This is a genomic window from Ciceribacter sp. L1K22, from assembly GCF_017599385.1.
Taxonomy (GTDB): Bacteria; Pseudomonadota; Alphaproteobacteria; order Rhizobiales; family Rhizobiaceae; genus Allorhizobium.
In genome coordinates this window covers 1,838,855-1,853,795 of the sequence record NZ_JAGFPK010000001.1, presented here as the reverse complement: position 1 = coordinate 1,853,795, position 14,941 = coordinate 1,838,855, and the positions used below count along the sequence as shown (strand labels likewise).

At 60.2% G+C, this 14,941-nt stretch carries 27 protein-coding genes; all 27 read right to left on the bottom strand.

Annotated elements, in window-relative coordinates; translation table 11 throughout:
- Positions 1–26: 26 nt before the first annotated feature.
- The 27 genes from rplQ to rpsJ all read right to left on the bottom strand — a co-directional run bounded on the left by rplQ (position 27) and on the right by rpsJ (position 14,843).
- Positions 27–449, bottom strand: a complete 423-nt coding sequence (gene rplQ / locus J5J09_RS09330; protein WP_208549439.1) for a 50S ribosomal protein L17 — start codon at positions 447–449, stop codon at positions 27–29.
- Positions 450–564: 115 nt separating this feature from the next.
- Complete coding sequence (locus J5J09_RS09325) at positions 565–1,575, bottom strand: DNA-directed RNA polymerase subunit alpha (protein ID WP_208549438.1); 1,011 nt, start codon at positions 1,573–1,575, stop codon at positions 565–567.
- A gap of 100 nt (positions 1,576–1,675) precedes the next feature.
- Positions 1,676–2,065, bottom strand: coding sequence for a 30S ribosomal protein S11 (gene rpsK / locus J5J09_RS09320; RefSeq protein WP_015915761.1), 390 nt, complete (start codon positions 2,063–2,065; stop codon positions 1,676–1,678).
- Positions 2,066–2,197: 132 nt separating this feature from the next.
- A complete protein-coding gene (gene rpsM / locus J5J09_RS09315) occupies positions 2,198–2,566 on the bottom strand; it encodes a 30S ribosomal protein S13 (RefSeq protein ID WP_208549437.1) in 369 nt (122 codons plus the stop codon).
- A 227-nt stretch (positions 2,567–2,793) separates the two neighbouring features.
- Positions 2,794–3,444: an adenylate kinase gene (locus J5J09_RS09310; RefSeq protein WP_208549430.1), complete on the bottom strand. Its 651-nt coding sequence runs from the start codon at positions 3,442–3,444 to the stop codon at positions 2,794–2,796.
- Positions 3,441–4,781 (bottom strand): preprotein translocase subunit SecY, encoded by a 1,341-nt coding sequence (secY, locus tag J5J09_RS09305; RefSeq protein ID WP_208549426.1) that lies wholly within the window; start codon positions 4,779–4,781, stop codon positions 3,441–3,443. The genes J5J09_RS09310 and secY overlap by 4 nt, the downstream gene beginning before the upstream one ends.
- Before the next feature lie 228 nt (positions 4,782–5,009).
- Entirely contained in the window at positions 5,010–5,489 is a 480-nt protein-coding gene (gene rplO / locus J5J09_RS09300; protein WP_208549420.1) for a 50S ribosomal protein L15, read from the bottom strand.
- 16 nt (positions 5,490–5,505) lie between these two features.
- The gene (gene rpmD, locus J5J09_RS09295; protein ID WP_208549409.1) at positions 5,506–5,715 is read right to left on the bottom strand and encodes a 50S ribosomal protein L30; all 210 of its coding nucleotides are present in this window, start codon (positions 5,713–5,715) and stop codon (positions 5,506–5,508) included.
- Between the two features lie 13 nt (positions 5,716–5,728).
- A complete protein-coding gene (gene rpsE, locus J5J09_RS09290) occupies positions 5,729–6,298 on the bottom strand; it encodes a 30S ribosomal protein S5 (RefSeq protein WP_208549404.1) in 570 nt (189 codons plus the stop codon).
- Between the two features lie 131 nt (positions 6,299–6,429).
- Positions 6,430–6,792, bottom strand: coding sequence for a 50S ribosomal protein L18 (gene rplR, locus J5J09_RS09285; RefSeq protein WP_208549402.1), 363 nt, complete (start codon positions 6,790–6,792; stop codon positions 6,430–6,432).
- A 12-nt stretch (positions 6,793–6,804) separates the two neighbouring features.
- Entirely contained in the window at positions 6,805–7,338 is a 534-nt protein-coding gene (gene rplF, locus J5J09_RS09280) for a 50S ribosomal protein L6 (protein ID WP_208549401.1), read from the bottom strand.
- 44 nt (positions 7,339–7,382) lie between these two features.
- A complete protein-coding gene (rpsH, locus tag J5J09_RS09275) occupies positions 7,383–7,781 on the bottom strand; it encodes a 30S ribosomal protein S8 (protein ID WP_208549398.1) in 399 nt (132 codons plus the stop codon).
- Between the two features lie 12 nt (positions 7,782–7,793).
- Positions 7,794–8,099, bottom strand: a complete 306-nt coding sequence (gene rpsN / locus J5J09_RS09270) for a 30S ribosomal protein S14 (protein WP_208549392.1) — start codon at positions 8,097–8,099, stop codon at positions 7,794–7,796.
- Positions 8,100–8,130: 31 nt separating this feature from the next.
- Positions 8,131–8,688 (bottom strand): 50S ribosomal protein L5, encoded by a 558-nt coding sequence (gene rplE, locus J5J09_RS09265; protein WP_208549386.1) that lies wholly within the window; start codon positions 8,686–8,688, stop codon positions 8,131–8,133.
- On the bottom strand, positions 8,681–8,989 hold the full coding sequence (gene rplX, locus J5J09_RS09260; RefSeq protein ID WP_208549381.1) for a 50S ribosomal protein L24: 309 nt from the start codon (positions 8,987–8,989) through the stop codon (positions 8,681–8,683). Before rplX ends, rplE begins: the two co-directional genes overlap by 8 nt.
- A gap of 13 nt (positions 8,990–9,002) precedes the next feature.
- Complete coding sequence (gene rplN, locus J5J09_RS09255; protein WP_182304374.1) at positions 9,003–9,371, bottom strand: 50S ribosomal protein L14; 369 nt, start codon at positions 9,369–9,371, stop codon at positions 9,003–9,005.
- A gap of 234 nt (positions 9,372–9,605) precedes the next feature.
- Positions 9,606–9,842 (bottom strand): 30S ribosomal protein S17, encoded by a 237-nt coding sequence (rpsQ, locus tag J5J09_RS09250; protein WP_071008864.1) that lies wholly within the window; start codon positions 9,840–9,842, stop codon positions 9,606–9,608.
- A 12-nt stretch (positions 9,843–9,854) separates the two neighbouring features.
- The gene (rpmC, locus tag J5J09_RS09245) at positions 9,855–10,055 is read right to left on the bottom strand and encodes a 50S ribosomal protein L29 (protein WP_208549378.1); all 201 of its coding nucleotides are present in this window, start codon (positions 10,053–10,055) and stop codon (positions 9,855–9,857) included.
- A gap of 11 nt (positions 10,056–10,066) precedes the next feature.
- Entirely contained in the window at positions 10,067–10,480 is a 414-nt protein-coding gene (gene rplP, locus J5J09_RS09240; protein ID WP_054158105.1) for a 50S ribosomal protein L16, read from the bottom strand.
- Between the two features lie 38 nt (positions 10,481–10,518).
- Positions 10,519–11,259, bottom strand: coding sequence for a 30S ribosomal protein S3 (rpsC, locus tag J5J09_RS09235; protein WP_208549377.1), 741 nt, complete (start codon positions 11,257–11,259; stop codon positions 10,519–10,521).
- On the bottom strand, positions 11,259–11,648 hold the full coding sequence (rplV, locus tag J5J09_RS09230) for a 50S ribosomal protein L22 (protein ID WP_208549376.1): 390 nt from the start codon (positions 11,646–11,648) through the stop codon (positions 11,259–11,261). The genes rpsC and rplV overlap by 1 nt, the downstream gene beginning before the upstream one ends.
- Before the next feature lie 2 nt (positions 11,649–11,650).
- Positions 11,651–11,929, bottom strand: coding sequence for a 30S ribosomal protein S19 (gene rpsS, locus J5J09_RS09225; RefSeq protein WP_208549374.1), 279 nt, complete (start codon positions 11,927–11,929; stop codon positions 11,651–11,653).
- A gap of 16 nt (positions 11,930–11,945) precedes the next feature.
- Positions 11,946–12,782 (bottom strand): 50S ribosomal protein L2, encoded by an 837-nt coding sequence (gene rplB, locus J5J09_RS09220; RefSeq protein WP_208549373.1) that lies wholly within the window; start codon positions 12,780–12,782, stop codon positions 11,946–11,948.
- Between the two features lie 17 nt (positions 12,783–12,799).
- Positions 12,800–13,093, bottom strand: coding sequence for a 50S ribosomal protein L23 (locus J5J09_RS09215; RefSeq protein WP_208549370.1), 294 nt, complete (start codon positions 13,091–13,093; stop codon positions 12,800–12,802).
- Positions 13,090–13,710 carry a 50S ribosomal protein L4 gene (gene rplD / locus J5J09_RS09210; protein ID WP_208549367.1) on the bottom strand — a complete coding sequence of 207 codons (621 nt, stop codon included), beginning with the start codon at positions 13,708–13,710 and terminating at the stop codon, positions 13,090–13,092. The genes J5J09_RS09215 and rplD overlap by 4 nt, the downstream gene beginning before the upstream one ends.
- Before the next feature lie 13 nt (positions 13,711–13,723).
- Positions 13,724–14,365 carry a 50S ribosomal protein L3 gene (gene rplC, locus J5J09_RS09205; protein WP_208549365.1) on the bottom strand — a complete coding sequence of 214 codons (642 nt, stop codon included), beginning with the start codon at positions 14,363–14,365 and terminating at the stop codon, positions 13,724–13,726.
- Positions 14,366–14,534: 169 nt separating this feature from the next.
- Positions 14,535–14,843, bottom strand: a complete 309-nt coding sequence (gene rpsJ / locus J5J09_RS09200) for a 30S ribosomal protein S10 (RefSeq protein WP_006728688.1) — start codon at positions 14,841–14,843, stop codon at positions 14,535–14,537.
- Positions 14,844–14,941 lie beyond the last annotated feature (98 nt).

Below are 14,941 nucleotides of genomic sequence, written 5' to 3'. Positions count from 1 at the left end.
TTTCTTATCCCCTTAGGGGAAGAACCTTACGCTGCTTCAGCTTCGGCTTCGGCGGCGACGCGGGCCTTGTCGGCTGCGCCCTTGGCATCGACGTCGCGCTCGACGAACTCGATGACGGCGAGCGGAGCGTTGTCGCCCTGGCGGAAGCCGGCCTTCATGATGCGCAGGTAGCCGCCGTTACGCGAAGCGTAGCGGGTGGCGATGGCATCGAACAGCTTGCGGACGGCGTCCTGGTCCTTGATCTGCGAGATGGCCTGACGACGAGCGTGCAGGTCGCCGCGCTTGCCGAGGGTCACCAGCTTCTCGACGATCGGGCGAATTTCCTTCGCCTTCGGGAGCGTCGTGACGATCTGCTCATGGGTGATGAGCGAAGCCGCCATGTTGGCGAACATCGCCTTACGGTGGCTGGCGGTACGGTTCAGCTTGCGGCCGGAATTCTGGTGGCGCATTGCTATTCTCCTTTAGTGCAGGCTCTCTCTCAGAGGCTGCCGTTTCCTGACACATACGGGCATTCGCCCGCAGTTTGACTGGAAAAGGCAGAGGTAAACCTGCCTTTTTTGTTTCTTAGTACTGGTCTTCGTAACGCTTGGCCAGATCTTCGATGTTCTCGGGCGGCCATGCCGGCACTTCCATGCCGAGGTGCAGGCCCATGGAAGCGAGAACTTCCTTGATCTCGTTGAGCGACTTGCGGCCGAAGTTCGGCGTGCGCAGCATTTCTGCCTCGGTCTTCTGGATCAGATCGCCGATGTAAACGATGTTGTCGTTCTTCAGGCAGTTTGCCGAGCGGACCGAAAGTTCCAGCTCGTCGACCTTCTTGAGCAGCGCCGGGTTGAAGGCGAGTTCGGTGACCGACTCTTCCTCGACTTCCTTCTGCGGCTCGTCGAAGTTGACGAAGACGCCAAGCTGGTCCTGGAGGATGCGGGCCGCGAAGGCGACAGCATCTTCACCGGTGACCGAGCCATCGGTTTCGATGGTCATGGTCAGCTTGTCGTAGTCGAGAACCTGGCCCTCGCGGGTGTTTTCGACCTTGTAGGAGACCTTCTTGACCGGCGAGTAGAGGCTATCGACGGGGATGAGGCCGATCGGAGCATCTTCAGCGCGGTTGCGCTCTGCAGGCACGTAGCCCTTGCCGTTGTTGACGGTGAATTCCATGCGGATTTCAGCTCCGTCGTCCAGCGTGCAGATCACGTGGTCGGGGTTCAGGATCTCGATGTCGCCGACCGTCTGGATATCGCCAGCGGTGACCACGCCCGGGCCCTGCTTGCGCACGACCATGCGCTTCGCGTCATCGCCGTCCATCTTGATGGCGATTTCCTTGATGTTGAGCACGATGTCGGTCACGTCTTCCCGGACGCCCGGGATCGACGAGAACTCATGCAACACGCCGTCGATCTGGACCGCGGTTACAGCGGCACCACGAAGCGACGACAAGAGAACGCGGCGCAGCGAGTTGCCGAGCGTGAGGCCAAAGCCCCGCTCCAGCGGCTCGGCGACGAGCGTTGCCTTCGTGCGACCGGACGAAGTGAACTCCACCTTGTTCGGCTTGATCAGTTCCTGCCAGTTCTTCTGAATCATGTTTTTACCTTCCTGTCGCCGACACCATCCAATCGTGCCGGCCGAGCCTTAGAAGCACCGAAGGAGCGCGGCCCGCGCTCCCCGGCTGGACGATTGATGATCAGACGCGGCGCTTCTTGCGCGGGCGGCAGCCGTTGTGCGGGATCGGGGTCACATCGCGGATCGAGGTGATCATGAAGCCGGCAGCCTGGAGGGCGCGCAGAGCGGATTCACGACCCGAACCCGGACCGCAAACTTCCACTTCGAGAGACTTCATGCCGTGTTCCTGGGCCTTCTTGGCGCAGTCTTCAGCAGCGATCTGGGCGGCGAACGGGGTCGACTTGCGCGAACCCTTGAAACCCTTGGCACCGGCCGACGACCAGGCAATCGCGTTGCCCTGCGCGTCGGTGATGGTGATCATCGTGTTGTTGAACGTCGAGTTCACGTGCGCTACGCCCGACGAGATGTTCTTGCGTTCGCGACGGCGGACGCGGGTGGCTTCCTTGGCCATGTTTTCCCTTTCATGGATCTCAGCGCCGCCGTAATTCCAGCGGCTACACCTGGAAAGGGCCCGTTGGCCCCCGCCAAACTCAAAGAAGGCCGGCACTGACGCGCCAGCCCTCCATCCGGAAAAATCCGGAAATTACTTCTTCTTGCCTGCGATCGCCTTCGCCGGACCCTTGCGGGTACGAGCGTTGGTGTGCGTGCGCTGACCGCGGACCGGAAGGCCACGACGGTGACGAAGACCACGGTAGCAGCCAAGGTCCATCAGACGCTTGATGTTCATCGCGGTTTCGCGACGCAGGTCGCCTTCGACCTGGTAGTCGCGGTCAATGGTTTCGCGGATCTGCAGGATCTCGGCGTCCGTCAGCTGATGGACGCGCTTCTCGGCCGGAATACCGACCTTCTCGACGATTTCCTGTGCGAACTTCGGGCCGATCCCGTGAATGTAGCGCAACGCGATAACAACGCGCTTTGCAGTCGGGATGTTGACGCCAGCGATACGTGCCACGCCTATTCTCCTTGCGTTCCAGTTGCCATCCGGCAAGTGGTGTCTCGTTATTGCGGCCGAACGGCCACCATTTTCAGATACGGGTCCCGACAAGTCAAAACGACCGAACCCGGTCTCTCCTCCGGAGAGAACGCGCCGATCGCTCAAATGTCGCGAGTTGGCGCGCTGTTTAACGGAATCAGTCGACAAAAGCAACCGGGCCCGAAAAGATTCTTTCCCCGCCGGCCTCACAGGCCGGCAAGCACTTTCTCGATCGAAGCCGTGACTTCATCGATCTCAGCCATGCCGTCGACGCTCTTCAGCTTGCGCTTGGCATAGTAGTAGCCGATCAGCGGCGAGGTCTTCTTGTAGTAGTCCTGAAGACGGGTCGTCATGGTCTCGGCGTTGTCGTCCGGACGGCGCTTGAACTCCGTCGAACCGCACTTGTCGCAGACTCCCTCGACCTTCGGCTTCTGCAGCCGGTCATGGTAGCCGGCGCCGCAGTTGGCGCAGGTATAACGGCCGGCGACGCGGTCCACCAGAACCGAATCATTCACCTGCAGTTCGATCACGACATCGAGCTGCATTTTCTTGTCAGCAAGCATGGCCTCGACGGCGTCGGCCTGCACCAGGGTGCGGGGGTAGCCATCCAGGATGAAGCCATTTGCGCAATCGGGCGCATCGATTCGCTCGGACACGATGGCATTGACGATATCGTCGGACACCAGATTGCCGGCGTCCATCACGGCTTTCGCACGCTTGCCGACTTCGGTTCCAGCGCTGACGGCAGCCCGCAGCATGTCACCGGTCGAGAGTTGCGGGATCCCGTGCTTCTCGACGATACGCTGGGCCTGGGTGCCCTTCCCTGCACCCGGCGGCCCCAAAAGTATAAGTCTCATCGTCCCCTCTTTCCTCCACGCAACTTCGACTTCTTGATCAGACCCTCATACTGCTGAGCGATGAGGTGTCCCTGGATCTGCGCTACCGTATCAAGGGTTACGCTGACGACGATCAAAAGAGAAGTACCACCAAGGGCTAATGGGATGCCCGTGCGCGCAACGAGGATTTCCGGAAGAATGCAGACGAAAACAAGGTAGAGAGCGCCGACAACCGTAATGCGGGTCAGCACATAATCGATGTACTCGGCGGTGCGTTCGCCCGGACGGATGCCCGGAATGAAGCCGCCATGCTTCTTCAGATTGTCAGCGGTGTCCTTCGGATTGAAGACAATCGCCGTATAGAAGAAGGCGAAAAAGGCGATCAGCATGCCGTAGAGCAGCATGTAAACAGGCTGGCCATGTCCAAGCATGGAAATGACCGAGGTCGCCCAGGCCGGAAGCTGCGAGGTGCCGGCAAAGCCCGCCGCAGTCGCCGGCAGGAGAAGCAGCGACGACGCGAAGATGGCCGGGATAACGCCCGAGGTATTGAGCTTCAGCGGCAGGTGCGACGTGTCGCCCTGGAACATGCGATTGCCAACCTGGCGCTTCGGATACTGGATCAGAAGGCGACGCTGGGCGCGCTCGACGAAGACGATCAGGGCGATAACGCCGATTGCGACCAAGATGACCGTCAGAATCAGCGCGGTCGACAGGGCGCCGGTGCGGCCGAGATCGAGGGTATGTGCGAGCGCCGTCGGTAGGCCCGCGGCGATGCCGGCGAAGATGATCAGCGAGATGCCGTTGCCGATGCCGCGCGAGGTGATCTGCTCACCGAGCCACATCAGGAACATCGTGCCGCCCAGCAGAGTGATGACGGTGGAAATGCGGAAGAACCAGCCCGGATCCATGACGATGCCCTGCCCGCTCTCGAGGCCGACCGCAATGCCGTAGGCCTGCAGCGTGCCGAGTAGCACGGTACCGTAACGGGTGTACTGGTTGATAATCTTGCGGCCCTGCTCGCCTTCCTTCTTCAGGTTCTCGAGCGTCGGCACGACCGACGTCATCAGCTGCACGATGATCGACGCGGAAATGTAGGGCATGATGCCCAGCGCGAAGATCGCCATGCGCTCGACAGCACCGCCAGCGAACATGTTGAAGAGACCGAGGATACCGCTCGACTGGCCCTGGAAGGCGGCCGCATAGGCTTCCGGGTTCAGACCGGGAAGCGGAATGTGGGTGCCGAGACGGTAGACCAGAAGGGCAGCCAGGGTGAACCACAAACGCTTCTTCAGATCCTCCGCCTTGGAGAAGGTCGAGAAGCTGAGGTTCGAGGCCAGTTGTTCCGCTGCAGAAGCCATGAAATTCTCCGCGTACCGAAACCGGCGCCACGGAACGCGGCAGGCCGGAAAACGTATTCAATCTTTTCGGAAAACCGGGCGCGGAGAGCGTGTCACTTGCCTCACCCTTGTTTTCCAGAATCCCCCGGAAGACGAAACGGCGTCATTCCGTCCTTTGGAATGTGAGGCTCACATATGGGAGAAAAATCGCCCGGTGTGAAGCACCCCGGGCGATAAAGTCTTAAAACTTCACTCGGCCGTTTCAGCGGCTGCAACGAGCAGCTTGATCGAACCGCCAGCCTTTTCGATCTTTTCGATCGCGGCCTTGGAAGCGCCGGCGACTTCGAGCGAAAGCTTCGCCTTCAGTTCACCGTCGGAGAGAACGCGAACGCCGTCCTTCGGGCGACGGATCACGCCGGCGGCCTTGAGGGCAGCAGCGTCGATCGTTGCCTTGGCGTCGAGCTTCTTGGCATCGATCGCAGCCTGGATACGGCCCACCGAAACGGTGACATAGTCAGACGCGAAGATGTTGTTGAAGCCGCGCTTCGGCAGGCGACGGTAGATCGGCATCTGACCGCCTTCGAAGCCGTTGATGGCAACGCCGGAACGGGCCTTCTGACCCTTGACGCCGCGACCACCGGTCTTGCCCTTGCCGGAGCCGATACCGCGACCTACGCGGATACGATCCTTGGACGCGCCTTCGTTGTCCTTGATTTCATTCAGTTTCATGACGTTTTCCTCCGTCTCACTTCTCGTCGACGACGCGAACGAGATGCTGGACAGCACGGATCATGCCGCGAACCGAAGGAGTGTCTTCCAGGGTACGGACACGGTGCATCTTGTTGAGACCCAGACCGATCAGCGTCTTGCGCTGGATTTCCGGGCGGCGGATAGGCGAACCGATCTGTTCGATCGTGACCGTCTTTGCTTCAGTCTTCTTCGTAGCCTTAGCCATGGATCAGACCCTCTTATTCTTCAGCCGAGTTGCCGGAGGCGGCACGACGAGCCTGGAGCGTGGCGTACTTGAGGCCGCGCTGAGCTGCGATGTCCTTCGGGTGAACCTGGTGCTTCAGGGCGTCGAAGGTCGCACGAACCATGTTGTAGGGGTTCGACGAACCGGTCGACTTGGCGACAACGTCATGCATGCCGAGCGTTTCGAAAACGGCGCGCATCGGACCACCGGCGATGATACCGGTACCGGCCTTTGCGGCGCGCAGCAGAACCTTGCCGGCGCCATGGCGGCCGTGAACGTCATGATGCAGCGTACGGCCGTCGCGCAGCGGTACGAAGATTAGGTCGCGCTTGGCGGCTTCGGTGGCCTTGCGGATGGCTTCCGGCACTTCGCGTGCCTTGCCGTGGCCGAAGCCGACGCGGCCCTTCTGGTCACCAACGACGACGAGAGCGGCAAAGCCGAAACGACGGCCGCCCTTCACCACCTTGGCGACGCGGTTGATGGCGACCAGCTTGTCGACAAACTCGCTATCGCGCTCTTCACGGTTCTGACGGTCGTCCCGCGAACCACGCTTTTCCTGTGCCATTGTCCTCTTCCTTTTTCTTTTCCGGGTGCAATCGGCAGATTACAAAAACACGCCATTCCCTTTTCGGTTCGGGCGATCGTGGAGCCGGCCGGAAGGCCGGAAAGCCGCCCGGCGAACCGGGCGGCAATTCATCAGAAGTTCAGACCACCTTCGCGAGCTGCCTCGGCGAGAGCCTTGATGCGGCCGTGATAGATGAAGGCGCCACGGTCGAAGACGACATCCTTGACGCCAGCCTTGGACGCGCGCTCGGCTACGAGCTTGCCGACAGCAGCGGCTGCTGCGATATCGGCGCCGGTCTTCAGGCCCTTCTTCAGATCGCCATCAAGGGTCGATGCAGCGGCCAGTGTGCGGCCAGCGACATCGTCGATGATCTGAGCGTAGATGTTCTTCGACGAGCGATGTACCGACAGACGCGGACGGCCATTGGCCACCGCCTTGATCTGGCGCCGTACGCGATTGGCACGACGAACAAGTGCTTCTTTTCTGCTTGCCATTTCGCGCGTTCCTTACTTCTTCTTGCCTTCTTTGCGGACAATCCGCTCTTCGGCATACTTGACGCCCTTGCCCTTGTAGGGCTCGGGGCCGCGATATTCGCGGATCTCGGCTGCGACCTGGCCAACCTGCTGCTTGTTGATGCCGGTGACGATGATTTCGGTCGGCTTCGGTACAGCGATGGTGATGCCCTGCGGCGGCTCATAGACGACGTCGTGGCTGAAGCCGAGCGCCAGCTGCAGGTTCTTGCCCTGCATGGCGGCGCGGTAACCAACGCCGTTGATTTCGAGCTTGCGCTCGTAACCGTCCTTAACGCCCTTGAAGATGTTCTCGACCATCGTGCGGGACATGCCCCACTTGGAACGAGCACCCTTGGAGTCGTTGATCGGCTGGACGACAACGGCGTTGTCTTCGAGCTTCACGGAGATATCGTCATTCGCGACGAAGAACAGTTCGCCCTTCGGACCCTTTGCCGTGACCTTCTGGCCATCGACAGCAGCAGTCACACCTGCCGGAACCGGAACGGGCTTCTTACCGATACGAGACATAGTTTTTATCCTGTCTGTTCGCTATGGAGTTCCCCTGCGCTGTCTTAGAAGACAGAGCAGAGAACCTCGCCACCAACGTTCTGTTCGCGAGCCTGGTGATCGGCCATCACGCCCTTCGGAGTCGAAAGGATGGTGATGCCGAGGCCGTTCGCGACCTGCGGAATGGACTTGACCGAGACATAAACTCGGCGGCCCGGCTTGGACACGCGGCCGATCTCACGGATCACCGGCGCGCCTTCATAGTACTTCAGCTCGATCTGGAACTCGGTCTTGCCGGTCTCGAACTCCACTTCGGAGTAGCCGCGGATGTAACCCTCGGCCTGGAGAACGTCGAGAACGCGAGCGCGCAGCTTGGAGGCCGGAGTGGACACCGTCGACTTGCGGCGGTGGATACCATTCCGGATACGGGTGAGCATATCGCCCAACGGATCAGTCATCGTCATTTGCCCGTCTCCTTACCAGCTCGACTTCACAATGCCCGGCACCTTGCCGAGATTGCCCAGCTCGCGAAGCGCGATACGCGACATCTTGAGCTTGCGGTAGAACGCGCGCGGACGACCGGTGACTTCGCAACGGTTGCGAATGCGGGTCTTGGAGCCATCGCGCGGAAGTTCCGCGAGCTTCAGGGTTGCCTTGAACCGGTCTTCGATCGGAAGGGTCTGGTTCATGATGATCGCCTTCAGGGCAGCGCGCTTGGCGGCCTGGTTGGCGGCGGTCTTGCGGCGGCGCTTGTTCTTTTCAACTGCGCTTGTCTTCGCCATATTGAGATCCTCTCTACGCTCGTCGTTACGGTTACTGACGGAACGGGAAGTTGAACTCTGTCAATAGAGCCCGTGCTTCGTCGTCGGTCGGAGCCGTCGTGCAAACGATGATGTCCATGCCCCACATCTGATCAACCTTGTCGTAGTTGATCTCGGGGAAGACGATGTGTTCCTTGATGCCCATGGCGAAGTTGCCACGGCCGTCAAAGCTCTTCGGATTCAGGCCGCGGAAGTCGCGAACGCGCGGCAGCGCGATGTTGACCAGGCGATCCAGGAATTCATACATGCGGGCGCCACGGAGGGTGACCTTCGCGCCGATCGGCATGCCTTCGCGAACCTTGAAGCCTGCGATCGAGTTGCGGGCACGGGTGATGACCGGCTTCTGGCCAGCGATCGCCGCGAGGTCCGCAGCTGCAACGGTGGGCTTCTTGGAGTCGGCAGTCGCCTCGCCCACACCCATGTTGATCACGATCTTTTCAAGCTTCGGGATCTGCATCTCGTTGGAGTAGGAGAACTTCTCCTGCATGGCCTTGCGGATGCGGGAAACGTATTCCACCTTGAGACGCGGCTCGTACTTTGCCTCAGCCATCGATCACTTCTCCCGAACGCTTGGCCACACGCACCTTCTTGCCGTCAACGACCTGGAAACCGACGCGGGTCGGCTTGCCGTCCTTGTCGGCAATCGCCAGGTTGGACAGATGGATGGGGGCTTCCTTGTTGATGATACCCGCTTCCTGGGTCTGGGTCTGGCGCTGGTGACGCTTGACCATGTTGATGCCACGGACGACCGCACGGTCCTCCTTCGGCATGACCTGAAGCACTTCGCCGGAACGACCCTTGTCCTTGCCGGCCAGAATGACGACCTTGTCGCCCTTGCGGATCTTCTGCATCGCTATCGCTCCCTTACAGTACTTCCGGAGCCAGCGAGATGATCTTCATATGGTTCTTGGCGCGAAGTTCGCGCGGAACCGGTCCGAAGATACGGGTGCCGATCGGCTCTTTCTTGTTGTCGATGAGGACGGCAGCATTGGTGTCGAAACGGATGACACTGCCGTCAGCGCGGCGGATGTCCTTGGCGGTACGAACAACAACCGCCTTCATCACGTCACCCTTCTTCACGCGGCCGCGCGGAATGGCTTCCTTGATCGAAACGACAATGATGTCGCCGACCGAAGCGTACTTGCGCTTGGAGCCGCCCAGCACCTTGATGCACATGACACGACGCGCGCCGGAATTGTCGGCAACGTCGAGGTTAGTCTGCATCTGAATCATGTCAGGTCGCCTTCTTGTTGTAACCGGGACGGTTGGGCGCGATGCCCCCTATTCCGGCTTATGAAATATTCGAATTGTCGCGCGGGAGGGACTTTGCCAAGGTGGTTTCCCAGAAAGGGACCTTCCGAGCGCTCAAAGCAAAAGAACGCTCCGGAGGAGCGTTCTGACGCCAGTGGGGTGCTTCATACAGGATTCTGCGCCGGACGCAAGGCCCAGACGCAGAAAGTGAAGCAATTAAGCCTGGGCGGCAACAACCGTCCAGCGCTTGTCCTTGGAGATCGGCGCGCATTCCTCGATGGAAACGACGTCACCTACCTTGTACTGATTGTTCTCGTCATGCGCCTTGTACTTCTTCGACCGGCGAACGGTCTTCTGAAGCAGAGGGTGCGCGAAGCGGCGCTCGACGCGGACAACAACGGTCTTCTCGTTCTTGTCGGAAACGACTACGCCCTGCAGAATGCGTTTCGGCATATTATTCTTCCTTTAGGCCTTGGCTTCTGCCGCCTTCTGGCGGGCAATGGTTTTCACGCGGGCGATGTCCTTGCGAACCTCGTCGATGCGAGAGGACTTCTCAAGCTGGCCGGTGGCCTTCTGGAAGCGCAGGTTGAACTGCTCCTTCTTCAGGTCTGCCAGCTTGTCCTTCAACTGATCGGCGCTCATGGCGCGAACGTCTGCGGCTTTCATGGTGCTGAACCTCACTCTGCAATGCGCTGTACGAAGCGCGTCGTGACCGAGAGCTTGGCAGAACCGAGGCGCAGGGCCTCGCGTGCGATCTCTTCCGATACGCCGTCGATCTCGAACATGATACGACCGGGCTTGACCTTGCATGCCCAGTATTCGACCGAACCCTTACCCTTACCCATACGAACTTCGGTGGGCTTGGCCGTGACCGGAACGTCCGGGAATACACGGATCCACACACGACCAGCACGCTTCATGTAGCGGGTGATCGCACGACGGGCTGCTTCGATTTCGCGTGCGTTCACACGGTTCGGTTCCAGAGCCTTGAGGCCGTATTCACCGAAAGCCAGGTCAAAACCGCCCTTGGCGACGCCCTTGATGCGACCCTTGAACTGCTTGCGGTATTTTGTACGCTTTGGCTGCAACATTTTCTTACTTCTCCGAGCTTATCTTTCGCCAGCGTTGATCAAGCGTTTTCGCGTTCGCGGCGACGGTCGCCACGATCGCCGCGTTCACCACGGCTTGCCGGACCCTGTGCATCGCCTTCCATGGCGCGACGCTCGGATGCCATCGGGTCGTGCTCAAGGATTTCGCCCTTGAAGATCCAGACCTTGATGCCGCAGATACCGTAAGCGGTTTCTGCCTCGGCCGTGCCGTAGTCGATGTCGGCGCGCAGCGTGTGCAGCGGCACGCGACCTTCGCGATACCATTCCGTACGGGCGATTTCAGCACCGCCGAGACGGCCGGCGCAGGTGATCTTGATGCCTTCGGCACCCAGACGCATGGCCGACTGAACGGCGCGCTTCATGGCGCGACGGAATGCGATACGACGCTCGAGCTGCTGGGCGATCGACTGTGCGACCAGCGTTGCGTCGATTTCCGGCTTGCGCACTTCAACGATGTTGAGGTGCGTTTCGGAATTGGTCATCGAGGAGATCTTCTTGCGAAGCTTCTCGATGTCCGCACCCTTCTTGCCGATGATCAGACCCGGGCGAGCCGAGTGGATCGTGACGCGGCACTTCTTGTGCGGGCGCTCGATGACGACCTTGGCGATACCGGCCTGCTTCAGCTCCGACATCAGATACTTGCGGATCTTCAGGTCTTCGTGAAGGAGCTGGCCGTATTCGGCGTTGTCGGCGAACCAACGGCTATCCCAGGTACGGTTGATGCCGAGGCGGAAGCCGATCGGATTGATTTTCTGACCCATTATGCGGCCTCCCCTTTGGCTTCAACTTCGCGAACCACGATGGTCAGGTGCGCGAACGGCTTTTCGATGCGGGATGCACGGCCACGGCCACGGGCGTGGAAGCGCTTCATGACGATCGACTTGCCGACATAGGCCTCAGCGACGATCAGCTGATCGACGTCGAGGTCGTGGTTGTTCTCGGCGTTTGCGATCGCCGATTCCAGCGTCTTCTTGACGGTGCCGGCGATGCGCTTGCGCGAGAATTCGAGATCGGCGAGCGCACGATCAACCTTCTTGCCGCGGATCATGGCGGCAACCAGGTTCAGCTTCTGCGGGCTGACGCGAAGCGTGCGGGCGACTGCCTGTGCTTCGTTGTCCTTCAGCCGGCGTTCGGTCTTTGCCTTCGCCATGATTACTTCCTCTTCGCCTTCTTGTCCGCGCCGTGACCGTAATAGGTCCGGGTCGGAGCGAATTCACCGAACTTGTGACCGACCATGTCTTCGTTGACGCTGACCGGAACGTGCTTGGAGCCGTTGTAGACGCCGAAGGTGAGACCGACGAACTGCGGCAGGATCGTGGAGCGACGGCTCCAGATCTTGATCACTTCACTGCGGCCGCCTGTGCGAACCTTCTCTGCCTTTGCGAGAAGATAGCCGTCGACAAACGGGCCTTTCCATACTGAACGAGCCATTTCTGACTAACCTCTCTTACTTCTTCTTCAGGTGGCGCGAGCGCATGATGAACTTGTCGGTCGACTTGTTCGAACGAGTCCGCTTGCCCTTGGTCGGCTTGCCCCACGGGGAAACCGGGTGACGACCACCGGACGTGCGGCCTTCACCACCGCCGTGCGGGTGGTCGACCGGGTTCATGACGACACCGCGGTTATGCGGGGTCTTGCCGCGCCAACGGGTACGACCAGCCTTGCCGTCGTTGATGTTGCCGTGGTCCGGGTTGGAGACGGCGCCGATCGTTGCAAGGCAGGAGCCGTGCACCAGGCGCTGTTCACCCGAGTTCAGACGAAGGATCGCCATGCCGGCATCGCGGCCGACCAGCTGAACGTAGGTGCCTGCCGAACGGGCGATCTGGCCGCCCTTGCCCGGCTTCATCTCGACGTTGTGAACGATCGAGCCAACCGGGATGTACTGCAGCGGCATGGTGTTGCCCGGCTTGACGTCGACAGCCTTGTCCGAAGCGATGACCTTGTCGCCTGCAGCAAGACGCTGCGGAGCGAGGATGTAGGCCTGTTCGCCATCGGCGTAGTTGACGAGCGCGATAAACGCCGTGCGGTTCGGGTCGTATTCCAGACGCTCTACGGTGCCTTCGACGTCGAACTTGCGACGCTTGAAGTCAACGAGTCGGTAGGTACGCTTGTGACCACCGCCGATGAAGCGGGCGGTGATCCGGCCGAGGTTGTTACGGCCGCCGCTCTTGGAAAGACCTTCCGTCAGAGCCTTGACCGGCTTGCCCTTGTAGAGCTGCGAACGGTCGACGATCACCAGCTGGCGCTGGCTCGGCGTGGTCGGGTTGAAGCTTTTCAATGCCATTTTACTTGTTCCCTAGCTCAGATGCCGGTCGACACGTCGATGGACTGTCCGTCGGCGAGCGTAACGATCGCCTTCTTCACGTCCTTCTGCTTGCCGGCGAAGCCGCGGAAACGCTTAACCTTGCCCTTGCGGAGCAGCGTGTTGACGGCCTTGACCTTGACGCCGAAGAGAGCCTCGACAGCAGCCTTGATTTCCGGCTTGCTGGCGCCCTTGGCGACGTTGAAGACGACCTGGTTCTGTTCGGATACCAGGGTCGACTTTTCGGTGATCGACGGAGAGACGATCACGTCGTAGTGGCGAAGATCAGTCATTTGAACCGCTCCTCCAGAGCTTCAACCGCAGCCTTGGACAGCACGAGCTTGCCGCGGCGCAGGATGTCGTAAACGTTGATGCCCTGAACCGGCAGAACATCGATGTTCGGGATGTTGGCCGCAGCGAGCTTGAAGTTATTGTCGAGTTCAGCGCCACCGATCAGCAGGGCGTTGCTGAAGCCGAGCGATGCCAGAGTGCCGGCGAGCGCCTTGGTCTTGGCTTCGGCCGCGACCAGGTTGTCGACGATGATCAGGTCTTCAGCCTTCAGCTTGGCCGAAAGAGCGTGACGCAGAGCAAGAGCGCGAACCTTCTTCGGCAGGTCGTGGGCGTGGCTGCGAACAACCGGACCATGTGCACGACCACCGCCGCGGAACTGCGGAGCGCGAGCCGAGTGGTGGCGAGCGCGACCGGTGCCCTTCTGCTTGTACATCTTCGAACCGGTACGAGAAACCTCGGAACGGCCCTTGGACTTGTGGGTGCCCTGCTGCTTCTTGGCGAGCTGCCAGCGAACGACGCGGGCAATGATGTCCTCGCGCGGCTCAAGGCCGAAAATCGCATCCGACAGGGAAACCTTGCCGGCGTCTTTGCCCTCGAGGGTCTTGACGTTCAATTCCATTGGTTTGGCTCCCTTACTTCGATGCCGACTTGACGGCGTCGCGGACGATGATCCAGGAACCCTTGGAACCGGGAACGGCGCCCTTCACAAGGATCAAACCGCGATCTTCATCGGTCGAAACGACTTCGAGATTCTGCGTGGTGACGCGCGTCTGGCCCATGTGACCAGCCATGCGCTTGCCCTTCCAGACCTTGCCCGGATCCTGGTTGTTACCGGTCGAACCGTGCGAACGGTGCGAAACCGATACACCGTGCGTGGCTCGGAGACCGCCGAAGTTGTGGCGCTTCATCGCACCGGCAAAACCCTTACCGATGGTGGTGCCGGTCACGTCGACCAGCTGGCCAGCCGAAAAGTGGCCGGCCGTCAGCTGTGCGCCGACATCCAGCAGGTTATCTTCGGAAACGCGGAATTCTACGAGCTTGGCCTTCGGCTCGACCGAGGCGGCAGCGAAGTGGCCGCGCAGGCCCTTCGTGGTATTCTTGACCTTCGACGAGCCGGCACCGAGCTGAAGCGCGGTATAGCCGTTCTTGTCGGCGGTGCGCTGAGCCACGACCTGAACGTTGTCGAGACGCAGAACTGTTACCGGGACATGCTCACCGGCGTCGTTATAGACGCGGGTCATTCCCACTTTCTGTGCAATCACACCTGAACGCATGGTTCATTCCTCTTGAGAGTCGCGGCCGGGACCATGAGGTCACGGCCTTTCCTCTTTGTTTAAGGATTCCACTCAGGCCCTTCCGAACCTTCGGGTTTCCCGTTTCGAGAAGTCGTTGGCAGGTCTTGCCACGTACCTTCCTTGTTATTTCGGCTCTCGCCGGAATTCCTTAGAGCTTGATCTCGACGTCAACACCCGCCGCCAGATCGAGCTTCATCAGCGCGTCTACGGTCTGGGGAGTCGGATCAACGATGTCGAGAAGACGCTTGTGCGTGCGCATCTCGAACTGCTCACGGCTCTTCTTGTCGACGTGAGGCGAACGGTTGACCGTGAACTTTTCAATGCGGGTCGGAAGCGGAACCGGGCCGCGTACGCTTGCACCGGTGCGCTTGGCAGTGGAGACGATCTCCCGCGTGGAGGCATCGAGAACCCGGTGATCAAACGCCTTCAGGCGGATGCGGATATTCTGGCCGTTCATTCGACTTGTCCTTGTTTCTTTTCTTGCGTCCCGCATACGCAGAGACAGTGAATTACCAATTACTGGCCGGCCCCTGATTTTCAAAAATCACACGGACA

Bases quoted from the DNA above. Each gene is read 5' to 3' on its own strand.
- rplP (WP_054158105.1), bottom strand. From the start codon at position 10,480: ATGTTGCAGCCAAAGCGTACAAAATACCGCAAGCAGTTCAAGGGTCGC.
- rpsK (WP_015915761.1), bottom strand. From the start codon at position 2,065: ATGGCCAAGGAAGCCACCCGCGTCCGCCGTCGCGAACGCAAGAACATC.
- rplD (WP_208549367.1), bottom strand. From the start codon at position 13,710: ATGGAATTGAACGTCAAGACCCTCGAGGGCAAAGACGCCGGCAAGGTT.
- rplE (WP_208549386.1), bottom strand. From the start codon at position 8,688: ATGGCTGAGGCAAAGTACGAGCCGCGTCTCAAGGTGGAATACGTTTCC.
- rplC (WP_208549365.1), bottom strand. From the start codon at position 14,365: ATGCGTTCAGGTGTGATTGCACAGAAAGTGGGAATGACCCGCGTCTAT.
- rpsH (WP_208549398.1), bottom strand. From the start codon at position 7,781: ATGACGATGACTGATCCGTTGGGCGATATGCTCACCCGTATCCGGAAT.
- rpsE (WP_208549404.1), bottom strand. From the start codon at position 6,298: ATGGCACAGGAAAAGCGTGGTTCGCGGGACGACCGTCAGAACCGTGAA.
- J5J09_RS09325 (WP_208549438.1), bottom strand. From the start codon at position 1,575: ATGATTCAGAAGAACTGGCAGGAACTGATCAAGCCGAACAAGGTGGAG.
- rplO (WP_208549420.1), bottom strand. From the start codon at position 5,489: ATGAAACTGAATGAAATCAAGGACAACGAAGGCGCGTCCAAGGATCGT.
- rpmD (WP_208549409.1), bottom strand. From the start codon at position 5,715: ATGGCTAAGGCTACGAAGAAGACTGAAGCAAAGACGGTCACGATCGAA.
- rpsC (WP_208549377.1), bottom strand. From the start codon at position 11,259: ATGGGTCAGAAAATCAATCCGATCGGCTTCCGCCTCGGCATCAACCGT.
- J5J09_RS09310 (WP_208549430.1), bottom strand. From the start codon at position 3,444: ATGAGACTTATACTTTTGGGGCCGCCGGGTGCAGGGAAGGGCACCCAG.
- rplN (WP_182304374.1), bottom strand. From the start codon at position 9,371: ATGATTCAGATGCAGACTAACCTCGACGTTGCCGACAATTCCGGCGCG.
- rplF (WP_208549401.1), bottom strand. From the start codon at position 7,338: ATGTCTCGTATCGGTAAGAAGCCCGTTCCGGTTCCGGCAGGTGTGACT.
- rplB (WP_208549373.1), bottom strand. From the start codon at position 12,782: ATGGCATTGAAAAGCTTCAACCCGACCACGCCGAGCCAGCGCCAGCTG.
- rplR (WP_208549402.1), bottom strand. From the start codon at position 6,792: ATGGCAAGCAGAAAAGAAGCACTTGTTCGTCGTGCCAATCGCGTACGG.
- rplV (WP_208549376.1), bottom strand. From the start codon at position 11,648: ATGGCGAAGGCAAAGACCGAACGCCGGCTGAAGGACAACGAAGCACAG.
- rpsJ (WP_006728688.1), bottom strand. From the start codon at position 14,843: ATGAACGGCCAGAATATCCGCATCCGCCTGAAGGCGTTTGATCACCGG.
- rplQ (WP_208549439.1), bottom strand. From the start codon at position 449: ATGCGCCACCAGAATTCCGGCCGCAAGCTGAACCGTACCGCCAGCCAC.
- rpsQ (WP_071008864.1), bottom strand. From the start codon at position 9,842: ATGCCGAAACGCATTCTGCAGGGCGTAGTCGTTTCCGACAAGAACGAG.
- rpmC (WP_208549378.1), bottom strand. From the start codon at position 10,055: ATGAAAGCCGCAGACGTTCGCGCCATGAGCGCCGATCAGTTGAAGGAC.
- rpsS (WP_208549374.1), bottom strand. From the start codon at position 11,929: ATGGCTCGTTCAGTATGGAAAGGCCCGTTTGTCGACGGCTATCTTCTC.
- rpsN (WP_208549392.1), bottom strand. From the start codon at position 8,099: ATGGCGAAGACAAGCGCAGTTGAAAAGAACAAGCGCCGCCGCAAGACC.
- rplX (WP_208549381.1), bottom strand. From the start codon at position 8,989: ATGCAGAAGATCCGCAAGGGCGACAAGGTCGTCATTCTGGCCGGCAAG.
- secY (WP_208549426.1), bottom strand. From the start codon at position 4,781: ATGGCTTCTGCAGCGGAACAACTGGCCTCGAACCTCAGCTTCTCGACC.
- J5J09_RS09215 (WP_208549370.1), bottom strand. From the start codon at position 13,093: ATGACTGATCTTCGCCACTACGACGTGATCGTCTCTCCGTCGATCACC.